This is a genomic window from Pseudomonas sp. MYb327, assembly GCF_040438925.1.
Lineage (GTDB): Bacteria > Pseudomonadota > Gammaproteobacteria > Pseudomonadales > Pseudomonadaceae > Aquipseudomonas.
The window spans coordinates 1,139,908-1,159,446 of sequence record NZ_CP159258.1 but is presented as its reverse complement, the minus strand read 5'-3'; the positions used below and the strand labels follow the sequence as shown (position 1 = coordinate 1,159,446).

The window sequence follows — 19,539 nt, the reverse complement described above, 5'->3', positions numbered from 1 at the left end:
ATCAGGGCTGGCGCCATCGTAGCACCGGGCCCGTCAGTATTCTTCAGAAAACCTCACCAACTTGTATGACAACACTCGATAAACGGCTGCTATCGATCCCTTCCAGCAACCTCAAGGGTAGCGCAAATGCAATATCTGCCCATCAAAATCGCCAGTAGCTGAACAAACACTATTGCAGCGCCAAAAAATGCAGTTATATGATGTCTATCAACATGGCACGACCCAGCTTCACCCTCGTATAACAATAACCAGTGGGAGAAAACCCTTGAATACTGTCGAAACCGCCAAAGCCCCGATCATCACCAGCATGCAAGTCGTTCCGGTGGCCGGCCACGATGGCATGCTGCTTAACCTCAGCGGCGCCCACGGCCCGTTCTTCACCCGCAACATCGTGATCCTCAAGGACAACGCCGGCCACACCGGCGTCGGTGAAGTGCCGGGGGGCGAGCGCATTCGACAGACCCTCGAAGACGCACGCAGCCTGGTGATCGGCAGCCCGATCGGCACTTATCAGAAGATCCTCAATCAGGTGCGCCAGACCTTCGCTGATCGCGATGCTGGGGGCCGTGGCCTGCAGACCTTCGACCTGCGCATCACCATCCATGCCGTCACCGGCCTGGAAGCGGCGTTGCTCGATCTGCTCGGCCAGCATCTGGACGTGCCCGTCGCCGCCCTGCTCGGCGAAGGCCAGCAGCGCGATGAAGTGAAGATGCTCGGTTATCTGTTTTACGTTGGCGATCGCAATGAAACCGACCTCGCCTACCGCAGCGAGCCGGAGGCCGACAACGACTGGTTCCGCGTGCGTCACGAAAAAGCCATGACTACCGACGCCGTGATACGCCTGGCCGAATCGGCTCATTCGAAGTACGGCTTCAAGGATTTCAAACTCAAGGGCGGCGTGCTCAGCGGCGATGCCGAAATCGAAGCGGTTACTGCGCTGGCCGAACGCTTCCCTGACGCGCGCATCACCCTCGATCCGAATGGCGCCTGGTCACTCAAGGAAGCCATTCGCTTGTGCCGCGACCAGCACAATGTATTGGCCTATGCCGAAGACCCCTGCGGTGCGGAAAACGGTTACTCGGGCCGCGAAGTCATGGCCGAATTTCGTCGCGCCACGGGCTTGAAAACCGCGACCAACATGATCGCCACCGATTGGCGCGAGATGGGCCACGCCATTCAGTTGCAATCGGTCGACATTCCCCTGGCCGACCCGCACTTCTGGACCATGCAGGGCTCGGTGCGAGTGGCGCAGATGTGCCACGAATGGGGGCTGACCTGGGGCTCGCATTCCAACAACCACTTCGATATCTCCCTGGCGATGTTTACCCACGTTGCAGCGGCCGCACCGGGTGAAATCACCGCGATCGACACCCACTGGATCTGGCAGGACGGCCAGCGGCTGACCAAGGCACCGCTGCAAATTGTCGACGGCTGCGTGCAGGTGCCACAGAAACCCGGGTTGGGTATCGAACTGGACATGGATCAAGTGGCCAAGGCCCATGAACTGTACAAAGGCATGGGCCTGGGTGCGCGGGATGACAGCGTGGCGATGCAGTTTTTGATTCCGGGATGGAAGTTCGATAACAAGCGGCCGTGCCTGGTGCGCTAAAAATCCGGAAACACCGCAATCCCTGTGGAAGCGAGCCTGCTCGCGATGACGGCGGCACATCCAGCAATAACGGTTGCTGACATACCGCATCGCGAGCAGGCTCACCCCCACAAAGGTACTCGTTGTTTGTCGATCATCATTGGATTGTCTAAATTGGGCTCCTCCAAGAATGCAGGAGCAACGCAAGTGACCGACAAAATCAAACTCACCCGCCTGAAACTTCTAGCGGTGTGCGGAACGATACTCATCGCAGGCCAGTGCGTTGCGCAGGAGCCCATTGAGACGCTAGTCAACGACGCCGTGCGGCCTGTCATGCAAACCCAAGGCATTTCCGGCCTGGCCGTGGCCGTGACCATCCATGGCAAGCAGCACTACTACAATTACGGCGTGGCATCGAAGGAATCCGCACAACTGGTCACCGAAAACACCCTGTTCGAAATCGGCTCACTGAGCAAAACCTTCACCGCCACCCTCGTCGGCTACACCGTGGCCAGCGGCAAATTGTCTCTGTCGGATAAAACCAGCAGCGTGCTGCCGGAACTGCATGGCAGCGCGTTCGACCACATCAGCGTGCTGCAACTGGGCACGTACAGCGCCGGCGGCCTGCCGCTGCAATTCCCTGCTGAATTCGATTCAGCCGACAAAATGCTCGGCTATTACCAACAGTGGAAACCGGCTTACGCGCCTGGCAGCCACCGACTGTACTCGAACCCCAGCCTCGGCCTGTTCGGCTATCTCGCTGCGCACAGCATGGGCCAGCCGTTCGATAACACGATGGAAAAAATCCTGCTGCCGAAACTTGGGCTGAAACACACGTTCCTGAGGGTGCCGCAGGATCAAATGGCGCTGTATGCCCAGGGCTACAACAAGGACGACAAGCCTGTACGGGTCGGACCGGGAGCGCTGGATTCAGAGGTCTACGGGGTGAAAACCAGCGCCTCGGACATGATTCGCTACGTCGAGGCGAACATGAAACCGGCGAGGCTGGAAAAACCTTTGCAACAAGCCATCGCCATCACACACACGGGTTATTACACCGTAGGCAACATGACCCAGGGCCTGGGATGGGAGTTCTACCACTACCCGGTCACCCTCGATCAATTGCTTGCCGGCAACTCGTCGCAGATGGCCATGGAGGCTCATAAAGTTCAGTGGCTGAGCCCGCCAACACCTCAAACGGAAAACGTGCTGGTCAATAAAACCGGCTCAACGGGCGGTTTCGGTGCCTATGTGGCATACGTGCCGTCGCGAGACATCGGTGTCGTGATCCTCGCCAACAAAAACTTCCCCATTCCAGATCGGGTCAGGATTGCTCATCAGATATTGAGTGCCCTGAATCAATAACACCCCCGTCGGAGCGACAGGCCTGCGGAGATCGCTTCTGTGCGATTGCCACAGAAATGCAGGCCACGCCATTGCCGTGGCCCCTATCGCTCAACCACGCAAACCGCTTAGGATCGCGCCTCTTTTTTATTCCACCCCACCACGCATCAGGCCCCCGACGCCCTACATCGCTGCGGGACTATGCTGAAACAGGGTATGAGGGCTGATCGATGAAAGTTCTTTTGGTCGATGATCACGCAGTGGTGCGCATGGCGATCGGGATGATCCTGGCCCGTGAAGGCCATGAGATCGTCGGCGAATGCGACAACGGCGTGGATGCCCTCAGCAAAGCGTTCGAGCTCAAGCCTGACGCGATTGTGCTGGACCTCGACATCCCGCAACTCGATGGCATGGCGGTGATTGATCGCTTGCGTATCGGCGGCAATCTCGCCCATGTGCTGGTACACACCGGACTGAAAAGCCAGGCCTACGCCGCGCAATGCCTGCGGGCCGGTGCGTCCGCGTTTCTGTCGAAAATCGATGACCCGGTGGAGATCGCCACCGCCCTCAACGCCGTCGCCAGCGGCAAGACCTGGTTTCCCATTGGCGCCTTCAGCTCGGTGCGCAAAAGTGATTTCGCCCAGAACGAAGCGCAGCTTTTAAGTGGTATTTCACGGCGTGAGCTCAAGGTTCTGCACGGTCTGGCACTGGGCAAAAGCAACAAGGAAATCGCCGACGACATGTTGCTGAGCAACAAGACCGTCAGCACCTACAAAACTCGGTTGATGCAAAAGCTCAACGTCTCGACACTGCTGGAGCTGATCGAATTCGCCAAGCGTAACGATCTGGTCTGAATCATGACGGCCCTCTGTCGACTATTGCTGGGCGTGCTACTACTCCTATCATCGCACGCGTCCGCCGAACCGCTTGCGCTGCTCAGCCGAGCGGCCGACAGCCATGTCAGCCTGACCCTCAATATTGCGCAGCGGCAATGGCTGGCGCACAAGGCTGTGTTGCGGGTCGGCGTGTATTTGCCCGATCGACCGCCGCTGGACATGACCGCCAATCAACAGGATTACGAAGGCCTGTCCGCCGACTACCTCGATGTCTTGACCCGTGCCTTGGGCGTGCGCGTGCAGGTCAATCGCTATGCCAGCCAGCAACAGGCCCTGGCCGCCTTGCAACAGAATGAGGTCGATCTGGTTCCGCGTATCAATCACCTGGAACCGACGTACGCCGATCTGCTGTTAACTGCACCCTATGCCTACGATCAGGCGGTATTGCTCAGCAAGTTCGGGACGCATTGGCCTAATGATCAACCACCGCCCGGCATCACGGTGCTGTTCGACCCCGACTGGATTCAACAGGCACGGGTAGCCGCGATGTTTTCCGGTCTGCCGGTGGAGTCGGTGCACTCCACCGAACAAGGGCTCGGGTTGGTGGCATATGGCGAAGGCATGGTGCTGCTGACCGATGCGATTTCCGCCCAGTACCTGGTCGAACGCAGTTATCAGCAGAGCCTGAAACAGACCATTCAGCGCGACTCCGAAGGATTGGGTTTCAGCTTCGCAGTGCAACGCAGCGACAGCCAGTTGCGTACCCTGCTGAACAACGCCCTGTCGAACATTTCACCGCAGGAAAGTACCGTGATGGCCCGGCGCTGGGGCGTTGGCGCCAATCCAAAACTGGGCTACAGCCGTTTGCAACTGACGGCCGCGGAGCAGCAATGGATCAAGGATCATCCGCAGATCCAGGTACTGGCCAGCGAGCTGTACTCGCCCTTCAGTTTTTTTAACGCCGACGGACAACTGCGAGGCATGGCCGCCGATTTGCTGGAGCTGATCAACGACCGCACGGGGCTGGTGTTCCGCCCCGCCAGGATGACCTCCGTCGACGCCATGATCAGCCGCGCGCAACGGGACCCGGTCAGCATTATCGGGGCCTTGACGTACAGCCAACGGCGTGAGGCCAGCGTCGCATTCTCCCGTCCTTTTGTGGTCAACCCCTTCGTCCTCGTCACCCGCACGCAACCCGAACACGCCGGCCTGACCGGCCTGAAAGGCAAACGCGTGGCGATCATCAAGGGCTCGGCCGCCGCCAATTGGCTGGAGCGCGAATGGCCGGACATTCAGCGCGAGGAAGTCGACGCCCCCATCGAGACCTACGAATTGCTCGCTGAAGGGCGGGTCGACGGAGTCATTCAGCCGCAGTTGGGGGCCGCCTATCTGATCGACAGGTTTTTCCGCGGGCGCCTGCAAATAGATTCGGTGATCGGCTCTCAGCCTGCGCTGATCGGTTTCGCCACTGCACACCCGAACACTGAACTGATCTCGATCCTCAACAAGGCACTGCTCGATATCCCGCCCGATGAGTTCAGTGACCTCGCTAATCGTTGGCAAAACCCGCAAGAAAGCGAGGGCGGCTGGAACCTGTACAAGAGTTGGTTCTACAAGGCCGCGACCGCAGCGCTGATTGTGTTACTGGCGATCCTGGCCTGGAATCTGGGCTTGCGCCGGCAGATCGCCGAACGGCAAAAAGCGCAGAAAGCCTTGAACGACCAACTGGTTTTCATGCAGGTGCTGGTGGACGGGACGCCGCACCCGATCTACGTGCGTGACCGCCAGGGCCTGTTGCTCACCTGCAATCGCGCGTACCTGCAAGTGATGGAAATCGAGCGTGATCAAGTGATCGGCAAAGGTTTGATCGAAGCGAACATCCTCGCCCCCGAAGACGCGTGGAGCTACAAGCGCATTCATCAGGCGACCCTTGCCAGCGCAGAGCCGTCGTTCGACAACTTCACCATGACGGTCAGCGGCAAGACCTATCACATCTACCATTGGGCCCTGCCCTATCGCGATTCCGACGGCACCATGACGGGTGTCATCGGTGGCTGGATCGACCTCACCGAACAGCAGCACCTGCAACACGCCTTGCATCAGGCCAAGGACCTGGCCGAAGCAGCCAACCGCGGCAAGAGTCATTTCCTGGCGGTGATGAGCCACGAGATTCGTACGCCCATGAGCGCCTTGATCGGCGTGCTGGAATTGCTGCGCGATAAAGCTCCCGAGGGTGAACTGATCGAGATTGCCCAGAAATCCGCTAGAGGCATGATGGAGTTGATCGGCGAGATTCTCGACTTGTCGAAGATCGAGTCCGGCAAGTTCGAATTGCGCAACGGCACCTGTCATCCCCAGCGCCTGATCAACACTGTGGTCCAGAGTTTCGCCAGCCTCGCCCGGCAGAAAAACCTGGCCCTGGAGTTCGTCCCGCACGGCCCGGACTGCGCCGTGCAACTGGACTCTCTGCGATTGCGCCAGATTGTGTCCAACCTGATCAGCAACGCGGTGAAATTCACCCCTCAAGGTTTGGTCAGCGTCGAGTTGATCCTTGAGCCCGAGGACGATCTCGCTCACCTGCGCCTGCGCGTACGAGACACCGGCATCGGCATGGACGAACAACAGCGCCAGCGCTTGTTTGAGCCCTACACGCAGTTCGATTGCAGTGACACCGAGTTGCAGATCGGCACAGGCCTGGGCCTGGCGATCTGTCAGCAACTGACGCAGTTGATGGGCGGCCGCCTGACCTGCGTCAGCGAGCGCGGACAAGGTTCGTGTTTCACCCTGGAACTGGACGCGGCCTTGGTGGCAGACGACGAGGCAACGCCATTAATCGACGCTGAAGATGCCGCGCCCCTGCCATCCCGGAGCATCCTGATCGTCGAGGATCACGAGTTCAATCGCGTGGTGCTGCATCGGCAACTGGAGGCGTTGGGCATGCGAGTGACCTGCGCTGAGAATGGCGTGGAAGGATTGCGCCTGTGGAATGAGGAATGCTTCGACTACGTCATCACCGACTGCAACATGCCACAGATGAGTGGCGAGCAGATGACCCGTCAATTACGGGACATTGAAGCCCAAGAAGGACGGAGCGCCACTCACATAGTCGGGTTGACGGCCAACGCGCAGCCTCAGGAAGTCCAGCGTTGTCTTGAGGCGGGCATGAATGACTGCTTGTTCAAACCGGTGACCCGTTCCACTCTCGACCGCTACCTGCGCGAGGCCGAGCAGGCACCGGAGGCGTCGGCAGCCTGCTTCGACATTTCCAGGGTCCGTGACATCACGGCAGGCGATGCGGCGATGACCCGACAGTTGCTCAGCACCGTGCTGCGTACCAATCAGGAAGACTTCGACGAACTGCAACAGCTTTACGCTGCGGGCGACCTGACGGCAGTGAACAGTCGATGCCACAAGATCCTCGGCAGTGCGCGGATCATCCATGCGGCGCCCTTGATCGGCGCTTGCGAACAGCTCGAACTCGCCTGCGCAGTGAAGGCACCACACGACGAACTGGCTCGATTACTGGAAGCCTTTGTCCTGCAAATGACGCGTCTCCAGGACAGCATTCGCGCCAGTATCAACAGCTGAACCTGTAGGACGTTTCCCACAAAAAGTTAGGAATCACCGGCGTTACCCGTCGCCCATGCATCCGGAGAATCTGCGGCTCTCTTCCATGCAGTCGGCGGATCTCCATGTTTGATTCCAGTGTGCGGTTTTCCCGGGTTTCGGTTTCGAGCGCCTTGTTGCTGTTGGGGCTGGTGCCGGTCAATACGTTCGCGGACAGCTGCGACACGTTCAATTGCCTGACCTCCTCACAAAGCAATCTTCTGGTAAACGATGGGAGCTCAATCGACGTGGGGACTGGCGGCACCATCATCGACAGTACCGTGAGCAACGGCACCATCAACCTCTGGGACGCGGGGCAGTCGCTCGCCACCACGATCTCCGGAGACGGCTGGCTGCAAATCCGTGACACCGCGGCGGCGTATGACACCGTTATGGAGAACGGTCAGATGGTGGTCCTGGACTCGGCCACAGCCTTCAGTACCACTGTTAACGGCGGCTATCTCGACGTTGCACATAACGCGACTGTCAGCGGCACCCGCCTCAATGGGGGCAGCATGTTTGTGTACATGAACGCCCTGGCGAAAGGCACCAGCGTCGATAGTAGCCAGATGAACGTCTACCAGGACGCCGATGCCGAGTTGACGACCGTCAATCGCGGTGGCGTCTTGTCTGTCTTCGACCGCGCCTCGATCAGCGAAACCGTGGTCAACGAGGGCGGCCTGCTGCAAAGCGTTGCAGGAACCGTGCTGCAGAACACAATCGTAAATCGGTACGGTGTCATGGTTCTCGGCGATCAGGCTGAAGCCAGTGACACGACGATCAATGCGGGTGGTTTGCTACAACTCAAGGGCGACGCGATTCTCGGATTCACCAGCCATGTCGACGGCCAGGTGAGATTCGCTGATCCGGCGATCAACGGCTTCCATACCCTGACGATCAAAGGCCCGTTGAGCGGCAATGGCCAATTCTTGATGAACACCGACCTGGCGTCCCTGCAAAGCGACTTGCTCAATGTCCTCGGTCCGATCAGCGGCAGCCATACGCTGGTGGTCGCCGATTCGGGCAACGAACCCGGTCGCGCACAACAGAAATTGATGCTGGTAGATGGCAACGGTGGCGCCGGCAACTTCACACTTTATGGCCAGACCGTCGACGCTGGCGCTTATCGCTATCAATTGCAGAAACAAGGCGAGGACTGGTACCTGGCGAATCTGGCCGACGTGGATCCGGTTGATCCGGTTGATCCTATAAGCCCGATAAACCCCGTCGATCCTGTTGATCCAGTCGATCCAGATAAACCAACCGACCCGATCACCCCAATCGACCCGCCAGCCAAACCGGTCTCTCCTGCGGATCCTGCTGACCCCATACCGCCCTCAATGCCGGCGCAGCCAACGCGCCAACCTCAGGCACAAACCCTGAGCAAGGGCGCCAACGTCGCCGTGGCCAGTCATATCGCCAGCGCCGCCCTGATCGGCGCGCAGATGAACGCCACCATCGGGCATTTCGACGTATTGCGCACGGGTAAGGATAAAGGTGGCCTCTGGACGCGCGGCTATGGCTCCCAACAGCGGCTCGACAGTGGTGCCAGCCGCGCTTTCCAGCAACAAATAAACGGGGTGGAAATCGGCGCCGACAAAGCCCTGTCTGTTCTTGATGGCACGCTCTATGTGGGTGGTCTGATCGGCCGGGGAAAGGGCCGGCAGGACTTCGGCGAGGCCAGCGAGGGTACGATCGACAGCACCTCCGTCGGCGGTTATGCCAGCTTCCAGGACCCCGGCGGCCTGTATGTTGATGGCGTGCTGAAGTACAGCCACCTGGACAACGAAATCAACATCACCAGCAACCTCGGCCACAAAGTCAAGGCGCACTACACGAACCACGCGCTGAGCGCTGATGTACAAGTTGGCAAACACATCGACCTGGGTCAGGGCTGGTTCGTCGAGCCTCAGGCCGGACTGCAACTGGCCCGCATCAGCGATGGTCGCTACACCGCCAGCAATGGCTTGAGCGTCGAACAGGATGCAATGAACTCGGTGCAAAGTCGCGTCGGCGGATTGCTGGGGCGCGATCTGGAATGGGCGGGAGGCATCACGGTGAAGCCTTACGCCAAAGCCACCTGGATCACCGAACATGCCGGCGACAGCCATGTGAAGGTCAACGGTGTAAAACTGGACAGCCGACTGCCCGGTTCACGGGGTGAGATCGGTGGTGGTGTGATGATGACAGCGGCTGAGAAACACAACCTGTTCATTGAAGGCGGATACACCAAGGGCAGCGATATTGAACAGCCTTGGGCGGTGACGGTAGGGTATCGCTACAGCTGGTAAAAAATGCTGGTACCAACCTGTGGCGAGGGAGCTTGCTCCCTCGCCACTAAAGACTGCACTAGAGAGATTCTGCGTTCAATCAATCATCCGGCATTTCCGGCGGCTTGACGGGCTTGCCCGGTTTGGCGGGTTTTGTACCTTTCGCCCCCTTGGCAGCCGGTTCAGCCGTCGCGGTGGGTACTACCGTTGGCGGCGGCGCTTCTTTCTCGGCCGCCGGCAACTGGTCAACCGTTGCGAACACTTCTTTCAGCTCGATAGGCCCCGACTGCTCAAGCTTCTTTTCGCCGTCCTTGCCCACCAGAATCACCTTGCTCTTTGCCCCCGCCCCCAACTTCAGCGAGCGGATCAACGCCGCTGTGTCCTGTGGCCCGAGATCTTTACCCTCGCGCTGCCCCATCAGGTTGAGCACGGTGTACAGGACCATGTTTCGCTCGGTGAAAGCCTTTTTGTTGTCCGGCTCTTCCAGCGACTTTTTGAGGCTGACCCACGTCGGGTCGACTGTACTGGGAGCGATGATAATCAGTGGCCGCGCCCTGCCCTTGTCCATGTCCAGCGGGGAATCGCCATCGGCGGCGAACAGGGGGCTAACGACAGCCAGCAAGGTAGCCAGGGTCAGTGACCTGATGAGCATGCGCATCTCCTTTTGATATCCACGCTCTAATGATTGCGCATTGCGACGTTCGTTCCTGTGACGCTTCGCAAATGTGTTTCGCCTTGCCCCAAGCTTAGGTCAGGGCGGTCATTGCGCAACAGGCAGGGCTAATCTGAAAGCATTACAAAGAGCTACCTGGACCGCCGTGAGGACTCCCGCATGAGCGCTCAGCTGAACAACACCATCGTCTGGTGCCGCGACGAGCAGATTGGAAATATTCACCCGAATGAAGCTGACTTGCCGCGTTGGATCAGAACGCCAGCTTGTAACCGATCAATATCAGCATCGTCGCCAGGCAAGGACGCAGCAGTTCATCAGAGATACGTCCGGTCAGGTGACTGCCCAGGTAGATCCCCGGCAGCGAACCCATCAACAAGTAACCCAGCACGTGCCAATCCATGTTGCCCATGCTCGCATGACCCAGACCGGCGACCAGGGTCAGCGGCACGGCGTGAGCGATTTCGGTGCCGACCAAACGGCGTGTCGGTAACAACGGGTAGAGGATGAACAGCGCCACAGTGCCCAACGCGCCGGCGCCAATGGACGTCAGAGCAACCATCGTGCCGAGAACCAGACCTGTGATGACCGTCAGCACATTCAGGCGTCTGCCGCTCGGGTTGTAGTTGCCGCCAGCACGTTTGTGGGCGAAATCGAGCAGGCGCTTCTTGAATAGAATGGCCAGGGCGGTGGCGAACAGGACGAAACCCAGGGCTTGCTTGATGATCGCGTTCATTGCATCGGGCGAGCTGTGCAAGCTACTCAGGAACCACAACGTCAGCACCACCGCCGGCACACTGCCGAGGGTCAGCCAACCGGTGATCGCCCAGTCGATATTGTTGTTCTTCTTATGGACGAGTACGCCGCTGGATTTGGTGATGGCGGCATACAGCAGATCGGTGCCGACGGCCGTCGCCGGGTTGATGCCGAACCACAGCAGGATAGGCGTCATCAACGACCCACCGCCTACGCCCGTCATGCCCACGATGAAACCCACCACCAACCCGGCTACGACCAACCCGAAGTTCAACAAATCCATTGATACGTCCACAAAGACTGCAAGGAAAATCTGGCCCGCAGCATAGCGATTTTTCTTATAACCACTTATATCGATGCGATCTATCTTTATTCCAGCTTCCCCAAATCGCCTATGTAGGAGCGATTGCCAGCAATGGCGTCCGTTCAGGCAATCAAAGGGGCGATCGGTCGTCCGCTATCGCTGGCAAGCCAGCTCCTACTGGAATGGTGGAATTTACTGAACGGGCAAGAAATTCAGGAACAGCAAACTCTGGGCGTAGTTGAGGCCGATCCGCCGGTAGCGCTCGTCGAGCATCTGGGTCAACAGGTCCAGACGGGCGACGATTTTGCCGAACTCCACGGCAAAACTCAGGTTGCTGCCCTCTTCCGAGATTTCGTTGGAAAACAGCATCGGCTGGCCGTCCTTGTTCTGTCTTTGGCTCAGGATCCAGGTGGCGATCTCGATGTTGCGCGCGGCATTGCTGACGAACGTCGGATTGATCGCGTCCGTCATGTAGAACTCCAGGCGATTGCCGTGGGCGGTCACCAGCATACTGCCGATGGCGTAGATGAACGCACCCACCCGATCGCCGAGGAACTCCGGGCTCATGGCGAACCGCAGCGCCGCCAGGTCTTTCTTGCCGCCGAGGGTGGGCAACGGCTGCTGCTGTTCGATGGCCATGCGCACTTGCTTGCCAGCGGTGCGGGCATCGAGGAAACCGGACTTTTTCAACTCGTCGGGGTTGCGCAGGTAGAGTTTGCTCATCAGCAAGTAAAGGCTGTCGAGGTTGTCGCGCATGGCCAGGGTCGCCATGCGGTCAACGCTGGTTTGCAGAAATTCCTGTGGCTTGCCTTCACGAATTTGAGTGAAGAGATCGTTGCCTTCCTGATGGCTGCACCCCGAGACGAGGAACATCGACAGGCCGGCCAATAGCAGGCAACGACGGCGGATTGGGGTGATGCTGAAGAGTAACGCTTGAGCCATGGGTTCTTGGACTTGGGCATGGGCCGGCGGTGGGGATCGCCGCAGGCTGGCAAAAGGTAGAGCCGTTCGTTACGAAAAAGTGCAGTGCTGGAAGTGATCAATCGATCATCGGCCATGAAAGTAGCGGAACCCGGAAGCTATGCTTATGCCAAAGCTTATGCCAAACGATACTGATTGAGTCCTGAAAGGAGGTTTGCATGCGTTCTGTCGAGTTGGCCGGCGTCAACGTGCCGGTCATCGGCCAAGGCACCTGGCAAATGGGCGAGGATCGCGCCCGGCGAGCCGAGGAAGTCGCGGCACTGCGCCTGGGCATCGACCTGGGCATGACCCTGATCGATACCGCCGAGATGTATGCAGAAGGCGGTGCCGAAGAAGTGGTCGGTGAAGCCATCGCCGGCCGACGCGACAAGGTTTTCCTGGTCAGCAAGGTTTACCCGCACAACGCCAGCCGCAAAGGCATTGCGCAGGCCTGCGAACGCAGTCTGCGGCGGCTAAGTACCGATTACATCGATCTGTATCTACTGCACTGGCGCGGCCAGTATCCGCTGGAAGAAACCGTCGAAGCCTTCGAACGCCTGCGCGAAGCAGGCAAGATCGGCCGCTGGGGCGTGTCCAATTTTGACGTCGACGATTTGCAGGAACTGTCCGCACCGGCCTGCGCCGTCAACCAGGTGCTCTACAACCTGGAAGAGCGCGGCATCGAATTTGATTTGCTGCCGTGGTGCCAACAGCACAAGATGCCGGTAATGGCCTACTGTCCTATTGGTCAGGGCGGGAAAATGCTGGCGGATGCCACGCTCAAGCAAGTAGCCGCCCGTCACGGCGCGACACCCTCACAGGTATCACTGGCATGGCTTTTGCGGCAGGACGGGGTGATCGCCATCCCCAAAGCGGTCAAAAAGGAGCATGTGCAACTTAATGCGCAAGCGGCGCAATTGAAGCTTGGAGCAGGGGATCTGGAGGCGCTGGACCAAGCGTTTCGCGCGCCACAACGCAAACAGCGGTTGGCCATGGTCTGAGCCATCGCAGTTTTGGCAGAGGGCTTCTGCATGAGAAGCACCGATCAGATGGACGCCTATAACCTGCAACGTTTTGTTCAGGCGCAAGACCCGGTGTTCAACAAGGTCCAGAAAGAACTGAATGAAGGAAAAAAACGCAGCCACTGGATGTGGTTCATCTTTCCGCAATTTGCGGGATTGGGCGGCAGCGACATGTCCAAACGCTTCGCGATCTGTTCCCGCGATGAAGCCCAGGCTTATCTTGAGCACCCGGTGCTGGGCCCGCGGTTACGTGCGTGCACGCAAGAAGTGCTGAACATTCGGCAGCGCTCGATCACAGAAATTTTCGGCCATCCTGACGACTTGAAATTCCGCTCTTCAATGACATTGTTCACCCAGGTCGCTGCTGACGACAGCCTGTTCCATCAGGCACTGCGACAATACTTCAACGGCATTCCCGATGACTGGACCTTGTTGCTGATGGACTCAAAACAGGCCCAGTTGCCCACCAATCAGAGTTGAGAAATCGTCGTCGACAAACGGCAGGATCGCATCCGCCACCGGCTGCAATTGCCGGGTGACGTAATGGTCGTAATCGATGGGCGCGCTGCGAATCTCCAGCGGCTCGGGGCCGGCGACCGTGATCACATAACTGATCCAGCCGCCTTTCTGGTATTGCCGCGGACGGCCCTGCTGGTCGTTATATTCGTCGGCGATGCGCGCCGCCCGCACATGGGGCGGAACGTTGCGCTGATAATCATCGAGGGTGCGGCGCAGGCGCTTGCGGTAAATCAGGCGCTCGTCGAATTCACCGGCCAGGGTTTTGCGCACGTAATCGCGCACGTAATCCTGATAAGGCTTGCGCTGGAAGATCCGCAGGTACAGCTCCTGCTGAAATTGCCGGGCCAGCGGTGACCAATCGGTACGCACGGTTTCCAGGCCTTTGTAGACCATCTCTTCAGTGCCATCGGCGCGCGTCACCAACCCCGCGTAACGTTTCTTGCTGCCCTCCTCCGCACCACGAATGGTCGGCATCAGGAAACGCTTGTAGTGGGTCTCGAACTGCAACTCCAGCGCACTTTCCAGCCCGTATTCCTGCCGCACATGCTCGCGCCACCACTGATTGACGTGATCCACCAACGCCTTGCCGATTTGCGCGGCCTCCTGCTGACCATGGGCGCGGCGCAGCCAGACGAAGGTCGAGTCGGTGTCGCCGTAAATCACAGTGTGGCCCTGGGCCTCGATCAACTGGCGGGTGCGCAGCATGATTTCGTGGCCGCGCAAGGTAATCGACGACGCCAGGCGCGTATCGAAGAAACGGCAACCACTTGAGCCGAGCACGCCATAGAAGGCATTCATGATGATCTTCAACGCCTGGGACAACGGCGCGTTGTGTTCACGCTTGGCGGTTTCGCGACCTTCGGCGACCCGCGCGACGATGGACGGCAGGCAATGCCGGGTGCGGGAAAATCGCGCTCCGCGAAACCCCGGCACCGAGTCTGCGTCGTCGGGATGCTTGAGCCCTTCGATCAAGCCCACCGGGTCGATCAGGAAGGTGCGGATGATCGACGGATAAAGGCTTTTGTAGTCGAACACCAGCACCGACTCGTACAGCCCCGGTTGCGAGTCCATGACAAAGCCGCCGGGGCTGGCTTGCGGCGGTCGCCCGCCGAGGTTTGGCGCGACGAAGCCCTGGCGATGCATCAGCGGCATGTAGAGGTGGGTGAACGCGGCCACTGAACCGCCCATGCGATCCACCGGCAAACCAGTGACACTGGCCCGCTCCAGCAAAAATTTCAGCAACTCGGTCTTGGCGAAAATTCGCGTGACCAGCTCGCAATCCTTGAGGTTGTACTTGGCCAGCGCCGGTTTGTCCTCGGCGAACATGCGGTTGATTTCGTCCATGCGCTGGTAGGGATTGTCGATCGACTTGCCTTCGCCGAGCAGGGTTTGCGCGACGTTTTCCAGGCTGAACGAGGGGAAACTCCAGGTCGCCGAACGCAGGGATTCAATACCGTCGATGATCAACCGGCCAGCAGCGGACGCGAAATAGTGGTTGCCGTTACCGTGCTCGCGCCACTGCATCTCCTCGCCGCCGCGCCCCAGTTTCAGCGGCACGGCCAGGCGCCGGGCGTGTTCGTGCAGCACTCGCAGGTCGAACTGCACGACATTCCAGCCGATGATCGCGTCGGGGTCGTGAAGAGCGAACCATTCATTGAGTTTTTTCAGCAGCAAGGTTCGCGAGTCGCAGTATTCGAACTGGAAATCAACCTGGCTGTCGTCGCCATTGGGTGGCCCGAGCATGTACACCTGACGTTCGCCGCAGCCTTCCAGGGCAATGGAGTACAAGTCGCCCTGGGCGGTGGTTTCGATATCAAGGGACACCAGTTTGAGGTTCGGCCGGTAATCGGGATCGGGTTTCATCTGCGCATCGCACAGCAAGCCCTCGCCATTTGGCGTGCCACCAAAACGCACCGGCGCGGTGATGAATCGCTCCATCATGTAGCGTTCCGGCGGCCGTACATCGGCTTCGAACACGTCGACACCAGCCCGGCGCAGCGCGGTTTCCAGGCGCATCAATTGCCCGTGCTGCTGGCAATACAAGCCCAGCACCGATCGATGTTCGAAATCCGTCAAGGCCAGGGGTTTGAGCTCGACGTTCTTCTCATCGCGCAACAGCCCCTCGGCCTGCTCTCGCTGATCAGCTGGGATAAACGCCACAGATGGCTGATGAGGCAGGCGGATACGCTGGGGACCGCTATCGGTCGCCAGCCAGAACTCGACTTCCGTACCGGCCGGGGTATCGCGCCAATGCCGGGTCAGGACGAAGCCCTGCGGTAAATCCACCACTGCCAACCTCAATATTGATTCAAGGTGGCGATTCTACGCGTTCGGCAGCTCCTACAATGGAATATGTACATCCCGTAGGAGCTGCCGCAGGCTGCGATCTTTTTCGATTTACCGAAGAAACTTCGCCGAATGACGTTTTTTGAGTGGTATCTGCCGCTTTCTCTCTTGCCCTGCGCGCTTGCGTCTACGATTCTTCTAGAACAACGACAACACCCGGGAAACCGCCATGAAAACCGTCGCGCAACTGCTCAAGTTGAAAGATCAGAAGAATCAGGAAGTGCACCAGATCAAGCCTGATCATATGGTGCTCGAAGCGCTGATGAAGATGGCCGAGAAAAACGTCGGCGCACTGCTGGTGGTGGAGAACGATGAGGTGCTGGGCATCATCAGTGAACGGGATTACGCGCGCAAACTGGTGCTGCATGGGCGTTCTTCGGTGGGTACGCCGGTGCGCGACATCATGGTGTCGCCGGTGATTACCGTGGACACTCATCAAACCGTCGATACCTGCCTGGGCATCATGTCGGACCGGCGCCTGCGCCACTTGCCGGTGGTGGAAAACGGCAAGTTGATCGGTCTGTTGTCGATTGGTGACCTGGTCAAGGAAGCCATTGCCGAACAGGCTGAACTGATTCGTCAGTTGGAGCAGTACATTCGGGGTGAGTGATTCCGACATTTGTAGTTCTCCCTGTGGGAACGAGCCTGCTCGCTCCCACAGGAGAATGTGTGATGTTCATTTTGGCCAATGCCGGGCGAACACCGGCGCCAATGTCGGATGGCGGTCGATGCGTTCCAGCCAGGCGAAAAATCCGGGGCGGGCACTGCGCAGATGCTCGCGGCTGCCTGCCCATCGTGTAACCACCGCAGCCAGTACATCAAGGGCGCCCGGCGGCTCATCACCCAGGTACAACTCGCCCGAGAATTGATCGGCGAACACCTCCCAACTCCAATGCAGCCGCTCGCGGGCCCCGGCCATGAGATTTTCCCTGGATGCCTGATCCGCCGAGGTCAGCCAGCGTTCGGGGTAATCGATGATGCCGATGGCTGCGTAGCAATTGCTGACGATGTAAACCATGCCGCGAATGGCCTGATCGCGTTCGGCAGCTTCATAGGGCAACAGTTTCGAGCGCGGAAACGACATCCCGAGATGGATCAGGATCGCCGCACTTTCAGTCAGGATGCTGCCGTCAGGCAGTTGCAATGTCGGAATCTGCTTGAGCGGGTTGAGTTTCTCCAGCGCCTGAGCAGCCTCCGGCGACGACTCGACGTCAATGAAGCGATAAGGAATCTCGCAGAGTTCCAATGCGGCTTCTATCGCCGCCGCACCTGAGTTTTGATGACCGTAGAGCTGATACATACACACCTCCTTGCGACGCTAACCAGTGTAGAAGCCGCCATCGCCCACGCCGTCGCCATCCGACGACTGCATCATCACGCCCACAGAGGGTATGTCGCCCGCCCTATCAATACCGTCGATGTTCACAATCACCTCAATGAAGTTCTCTTAAAAATCCTGCGGCGTAACATCAGCTCCAAGCCAACCAACAACACCCCGGAGCACACAATCATGAAACGCCAAACCCTTCTCAGCATCGCTTTCTCGGTTTTTGCAGTTAACGCTTTTGCCGCTACCGCTACTCAGCCAGTTGTCGCTGAAGGTGGCTCCGATCGTCTGATTGAAAGCCGCGTAGCTGCGGATGGTTCTGATCGCCTGCATGGCAACACTGTCGCCGCCGATGGTTCCGACCGCCTGCACGGCAACACTGTCGCCGCCGATGGTTCCGACCGCCTGCACGGCAACACCGTAGCCGCCGATGGTTCTGATCGCCTGCACGGCAACACCGTAGCCGCCGATGGTTCTGATCGCCTGCACGGCAACACCGTAGCCGCCGATGGTTCTGATCGCCTGCACGGCAACACCGTAGCCGCCGATGGTTCTGATCGCCTGCACGGCAACACCGTAGCCGCCGATGGTTCTGATCGCCTGCACGGCAACACCGTAGCCGCCGATGGTTCTGATCGCCTCAACAGCAACCATGTCGCTTGAATGAATGGCTTTTCCGCGGTACTCGACAAAAAACCCGGCCTGACCCGCCGGGTTTTTTTATGTGTTTTTATCGTCCGCTCAGCGTTTCATGCAGCGCTGGTAACGCTCATCAACCCGCTTGGCAAACCAGGCCGTGGTGAGCTTGCGGGTGATTTTTGGGCTTTGCAGCACAATTCCCGGCAACACCGCTCGTGGCAATGAGCGTCCTTCAGCCTGTTCTGCCAGGGCGAAAACCCGCTGATAGAGCTCGCTATTCTCGAAGGCGAGGCTGTTGCCCTCCTCCAATTGATTCCTGATCGTCGTATTGCGCAGGTCCAGCTGCTTGCCAAGGGTGCGTGCCGCCCGTTCAGTGGTGCCCGGCATGATCGAACCATAGTCGACCAGGTCGCCATCCAGCGCCAGCGGGATGCCCGAGGCCCGGCTTAGCGCATTTTGAAACGCGGCATTGCGACTGGCGTACCAACCGGCATTGAAATCGGCGAAGCGGTACAGCGGTTGCTCGTAGCTCACCGGGTAACCGAGCAAATGCGCGATGCCAAAGTACATGCCGCCACGTCGGCTAAAGACTTCGCGACGGATAGAGCCGTCTACGGTGTAGGGATAATCCTTTGCCTGCTTTTCGGCAAAGTCGATGCTGACCTGCATCGGGCCGCCGGTGTGCACCGGGTTGAAGCCTGCGAAAAGGGTCTTGCCCATGGGGACCATGCCGATGAAGTCGTCGAAAATCGCGCTCAGCTCCTTCTCGCTACGCGCCGCGTTCAGACGGTCGCTGTAGGTTTTGCCGTTGGGCGAACGCACTTGCAGCGCGCCACTGACCAACAGGCCGGGAATGTGCGCCTTGGCCGCGCGACGGTCGATTTCCTCGCGAGCGATCTTACCGAGTCCCGGCACGGGTGGGTCGACCTGGAACGTCGACTCTTGCTCGGTAACGGCCAGCACCGCGCATAGATTTTGTGTGGTTGGCGCAATGTTCTGCGTGGCAAATGCGGCGTAGATGTCCGTAGCCCAGCCTTGGCGGTCGACTGTTTTTGCCGGCAGCAATCGCACGATTTCAGCCTTGACCTCGGCGGGCTTGCGCGCAGGGGGTTCCTGGGTCCGGTGACTGCCGCAACCGGCCAGCACCAGCAACGCGGCGACGCTCATGATCAATCGATGGGCTTGCATGTTGCTCCAGGTGTCCGTTAAGCCGGGTTAACCATACGATCGATGGCGTGGTGCTGGCTATGACTTCGGCGCAAGGCCACTGTTCCTTCAAGACACAGGCAAACCTGCCCTCAATCTTTATCTACACACCGTAATCACAAACCGATTGCGCAACGTGACTGAGA

Annotated in this window: 15 protein-coding genes; 8 read left to right on the top strand and 7 right to left on the bottom strand. The window is 59.0% G+C overall.

Annotated elements, in window-relative coordinates:
* Positions 1-265 precede the first annotated feature (265 nt).
* The 5 genes from gudD to ABVN21_RS05125 all read left to right on the top strand — a co-directional run bounded on the left by gudD (position 266) and on the right by ABVN21_RS05125 (position 9,665).
* Positions 266-1,609: a glucarate dehydratase gene (gene gudD, locus ABVN21_RS05145; protein WP_339552942.1), complete on the top strand. Its 1,344-nt coding sequence runs from the start codon at positions 266-268 to the stop codon at positions 1,607-1,609.
* Between the two features lie 186 nt (positions 1,610-1,795).
* Positions 1,796-2,953, top strand: a complete 1,158-nt coding sequence (ampC, locus tag ABVN21_RS05140; RefSeq protein ID WP_339552941.1) for a class C beta-lactamase — start codon at positions 1,796-1,798, stop codon at positions 2,951-2,953.
* A 209-nt stretch (positions 2,954-3,162) separates the two neighbouring features.
* Positions 3,163-3,786: a response regulator transcription factor gene (locus ABVN21_RS05135; RefSeq protein ID WP_339552940.1), complete on the top strand. Its 624-nt coding sequence runs from the start codon at positions 3,163-3,165 to the stop codon at positions 3,784-3,786.
* 3 nt (positions 3,787-3,789) lie between these two features.
* Complete coding sequence (locus ABVN21_RS05130; protein WP_339552939.1) at positions 3,790-7,356, top strand: transporter substrate-binding domain-containing protein; 3,567 nt, start codon at positions 3,790-3,792, stop codon at positions 7,354-7,356.
* 104 nt (positions 7,357-7,460) lie between these two features.
* Positions 7,461-9,665 carry an autotransporter outer membrane beta-barrel domain-containing protein gene (locus ABVN21_RS05125; protein ID WP_339552938.1) on the top strand — a complete coding sequence of 735 codons (2,205 nt, stop codon included), beginning with the start codon at positions 7,461-7,463 and terminating at the stop codon, positions 9,663-9,665.
* Between the two features lie 79 nt (positions 9,666-9,744).
* Here the strand turns inward: ABVN21_RS05125 and ABVN21_RS05120 are convergent, their stop codons facing one another.
* The 3 genes from ABVN21_RS05120 to ABVN21_RS05110 form a co-directional block, all read right to left on the bottom strand.
* Positions 9,745-10,296 carry a DUF4174 domain-containing protein gene (locus ABVN21_RS05120; protein ID WP_339552937.1) on the bottom strand — a complete coding sequence of 184 codons (552 nt, stop codon included), beginning with the start codon at positions 10,294-10,296 and terminating at the stop codon, positions 9,745-9,747.
* 271 nt (positions 10,297-10,567) lie between these two features.
* The gene (locus ABVN21_RS05115; protein ID WP_339552936.1) at positions 10,568-11,353 is read right to left on the bottom strand and encodes a sulfite exporter TauE/SafE family protein; all 786 of its coding nucleotides are present in this window, start codon (positions 11,351-11,353) and stop codon (positions 10,568-10,570) included.
* 213 nt (positions 11,354-11,566) lie between these two features.
* Positions 11,567-12,247, bottom strand: coding sequence for a hypothetical protein (locus tag ABVN21_RS05110; protein ID WP_339553119.1), 681 nt, complete (start codon positions 12,245-12,247; stop codon positions 11,567-11,569).
* A gap of 266 nt (positions 12,248-12,513) precedes the next feature.
* On the opposite strand from ABVN21_RS05110, the gene ABVN21_RS05105 reads away from it, so the two are divergent.
* Positions 12,514-13,335: an aldo/keto reductase gene (locus ABVN21_RS05105; protein ID WP_339552935.1), complete on the top strand. Its 822-nt coding sequence runs from the start codon at positions 12,514-12,516 to the stop codon at positions 13,333-13,335.
* A gap of 30 nt (positions 13,336-13,365) precedes the next feature.
* Positions 13,366-13,836, top strand: a complete 471-nt coding sequence (locus ABVN21_RS05100; protein WP_339552934.1) for a DUF1810 domain-containing protein — start codon at positions 13,366-13,368, stop codon at positions 13,834-13,836.
* On the opposite strand, the gene ABVN21_RS05095 is transcribed toward ABVN21_RS05100, so the two are convergent.
* Positions 13,801-16,161 (bottom strand): DNA polymerase II, encoded by a 2,361-nt coding sequence (locus ABVN21_RS05095; protein ID WP_339552933.1) that lies wholly within the window; start codon positions 16,159-16,161, stop codon positions 13,801-13,803. The genes ABVN21_RS05100 and ABVN21_RS05095 overlap by 36 nt on opposite strands.
* A gap of 229 nt (positions 16,162-16,390) precedes the next feature.
* On the opposite strand from ABVN21_RS05095, the gene ABVN21_RS05090 reads away from it, so the two are divergent.
* Positions 16,391-16,831 carry a CBS domain-containing protein gene (locus tag ABVN21_RS05090; RefSeq protein WP_007944798.1) on the top strand — a complete coding sequence of 147 codons (441 nt, stop codon included), beginning with the start codon at positions 16,391-16,393 and terminating at the stop codon, positions 16,829-16,831.
* 66 nt (positions 16,832-16,897) lie between these two features.
* Here the strand turns inward: ABVN21_RS05090 and ABVN21_RS05085 are convergent, their stop codons facing one another.
* The 3 genes from ABVN21_RS05085 to ABVN21_RS05075 form a co-directional block, all read right to left on the bottom strand.
* Positions 16,898-17,521 (bottom strand): glutathione S-transferase N-terminal domain-containing protein, encoded by a 624-nt coding sequence (locus ABVN21_RS05085; RefSeq protein WP_339552932.1) that lies wholly within the window; start codon positions 17,519-17,521, stop codon positions 16,898-16,900.
* Positions 17,522-17,668: 147 nt separating this feature from the next.
* Positions 17,669-18,202 (bottom strand): hypothetical protein, encoded by a 534-nt coding sequence (locus ABVN21_RS05080; protein ID WP_353637227.1) that lies wholly within the window; start codon positions 18,200-18,202, stop codon positions 17,669-17,671.
* Between the two features lie 87 nt (positions 18,203-18,289).
* Positions 18,290-19,375 carry a DUF1615 domain-containing protein gene (locus ABVN21_RS05075; protein ID WP_339552931.1) on the bottom strand — a complete coding sequence of 362 codons (1,086 nt, stop codon included), beginning with the start codon at positions 19,373-19,375 and terminating at the stop codon, positions 18,290-18,292.
* Positions 19,376-19,539: the final 164 nt, after the last annotated feature.

Bases quoted from the DNA above. Each gene is read 5' to 3' on its own strand.
- ABVN21_RS05135 (WP_339552940.1), top strand. From the start codon at position 3,163: ATGAAAGTTCTTTTGGTCGATGATCACGCAGTGGTGCGCATGGCGATC.
- ABVN21_RS05130 (WP_339552939.1), top strand. From the start codon at position 3,790: ATGACGGCCCTCTGTCGACTATTGCTGGGCGTGCTACTACTCCTATCA.
- ABVN21_RS05125 (WP_339552938.1), top strand. From the start codon at position 7,461: ATGTTTGATTCCAGTGTGCGGTTTTCCCGGGTTTCGGTTTCGAGCGCC.
- ABVN21_RS05120 (WP_339552937.1), bottom strand. From the start codon at position 10,296: ATGCTCATCAGGTCACTGACCCTGGCTACCTTGCTGGCTGTCGTTAGC.
- ABVN21_RS05115 (WP_339552936.1), bottom strand. From the start codon at position 11,353: ATGGATTTGTTGAACTTCGGGTTGGTCGTAGCCGGGTTGGTGGTGGGT.
- ABVN21_RS05110 (WP_339553119.1), bottom strand. From the start codon at position 12,247: ATGTTCCTCGTCTCGGGGTGCAGCCATCAGGAAGGCAACGATCTCTTC.
- ABVN21_RS05105 (WP_339552935.1), top strand. From the start codon at position 12,514: ATGCGTTCTGTCGAGTTGGCCGGCGTCAACGTGCCGGTCATCGGCCAA.
- ABVN21_RS05100 (WP_339552934.1), top strand. From the start codon at position 13,366: ATGAGAAGCACCGATCAGATGGACGCCTATAACCTGCAACGTTTTGTT.
- ABVN21_RS05090 (WP_007944798.1), top strand. From the start codon at position 16,391: ATGAAAACCGTCGCGCAACTGCTCAAGTTGAAAGATCAGAAGAATCAG.
- ABVN21_RS05085 (WP_339552932.1), bottom strand. From the start codon at position 17,521: ATGTATCAGCTCTACGGTCATCAAAACTCAGGTGCGGCGGCGATAGAA.
- ABVN21_RS05080 (WP_353637227.1), bottom strand. From the start codon at position 18,202: ATGGTTGCTGTTGAGGCGATCAGAACCATCGGCGGCTACGGTGTTGCC.
- ABVN21_RS05075 (WP_339552931.1), bottom strand. From the start codon at position 19,375: ATGCAAGCCCATCGATTGATCATGAGCGTCGCCGCGTTGCTGGTGCTG.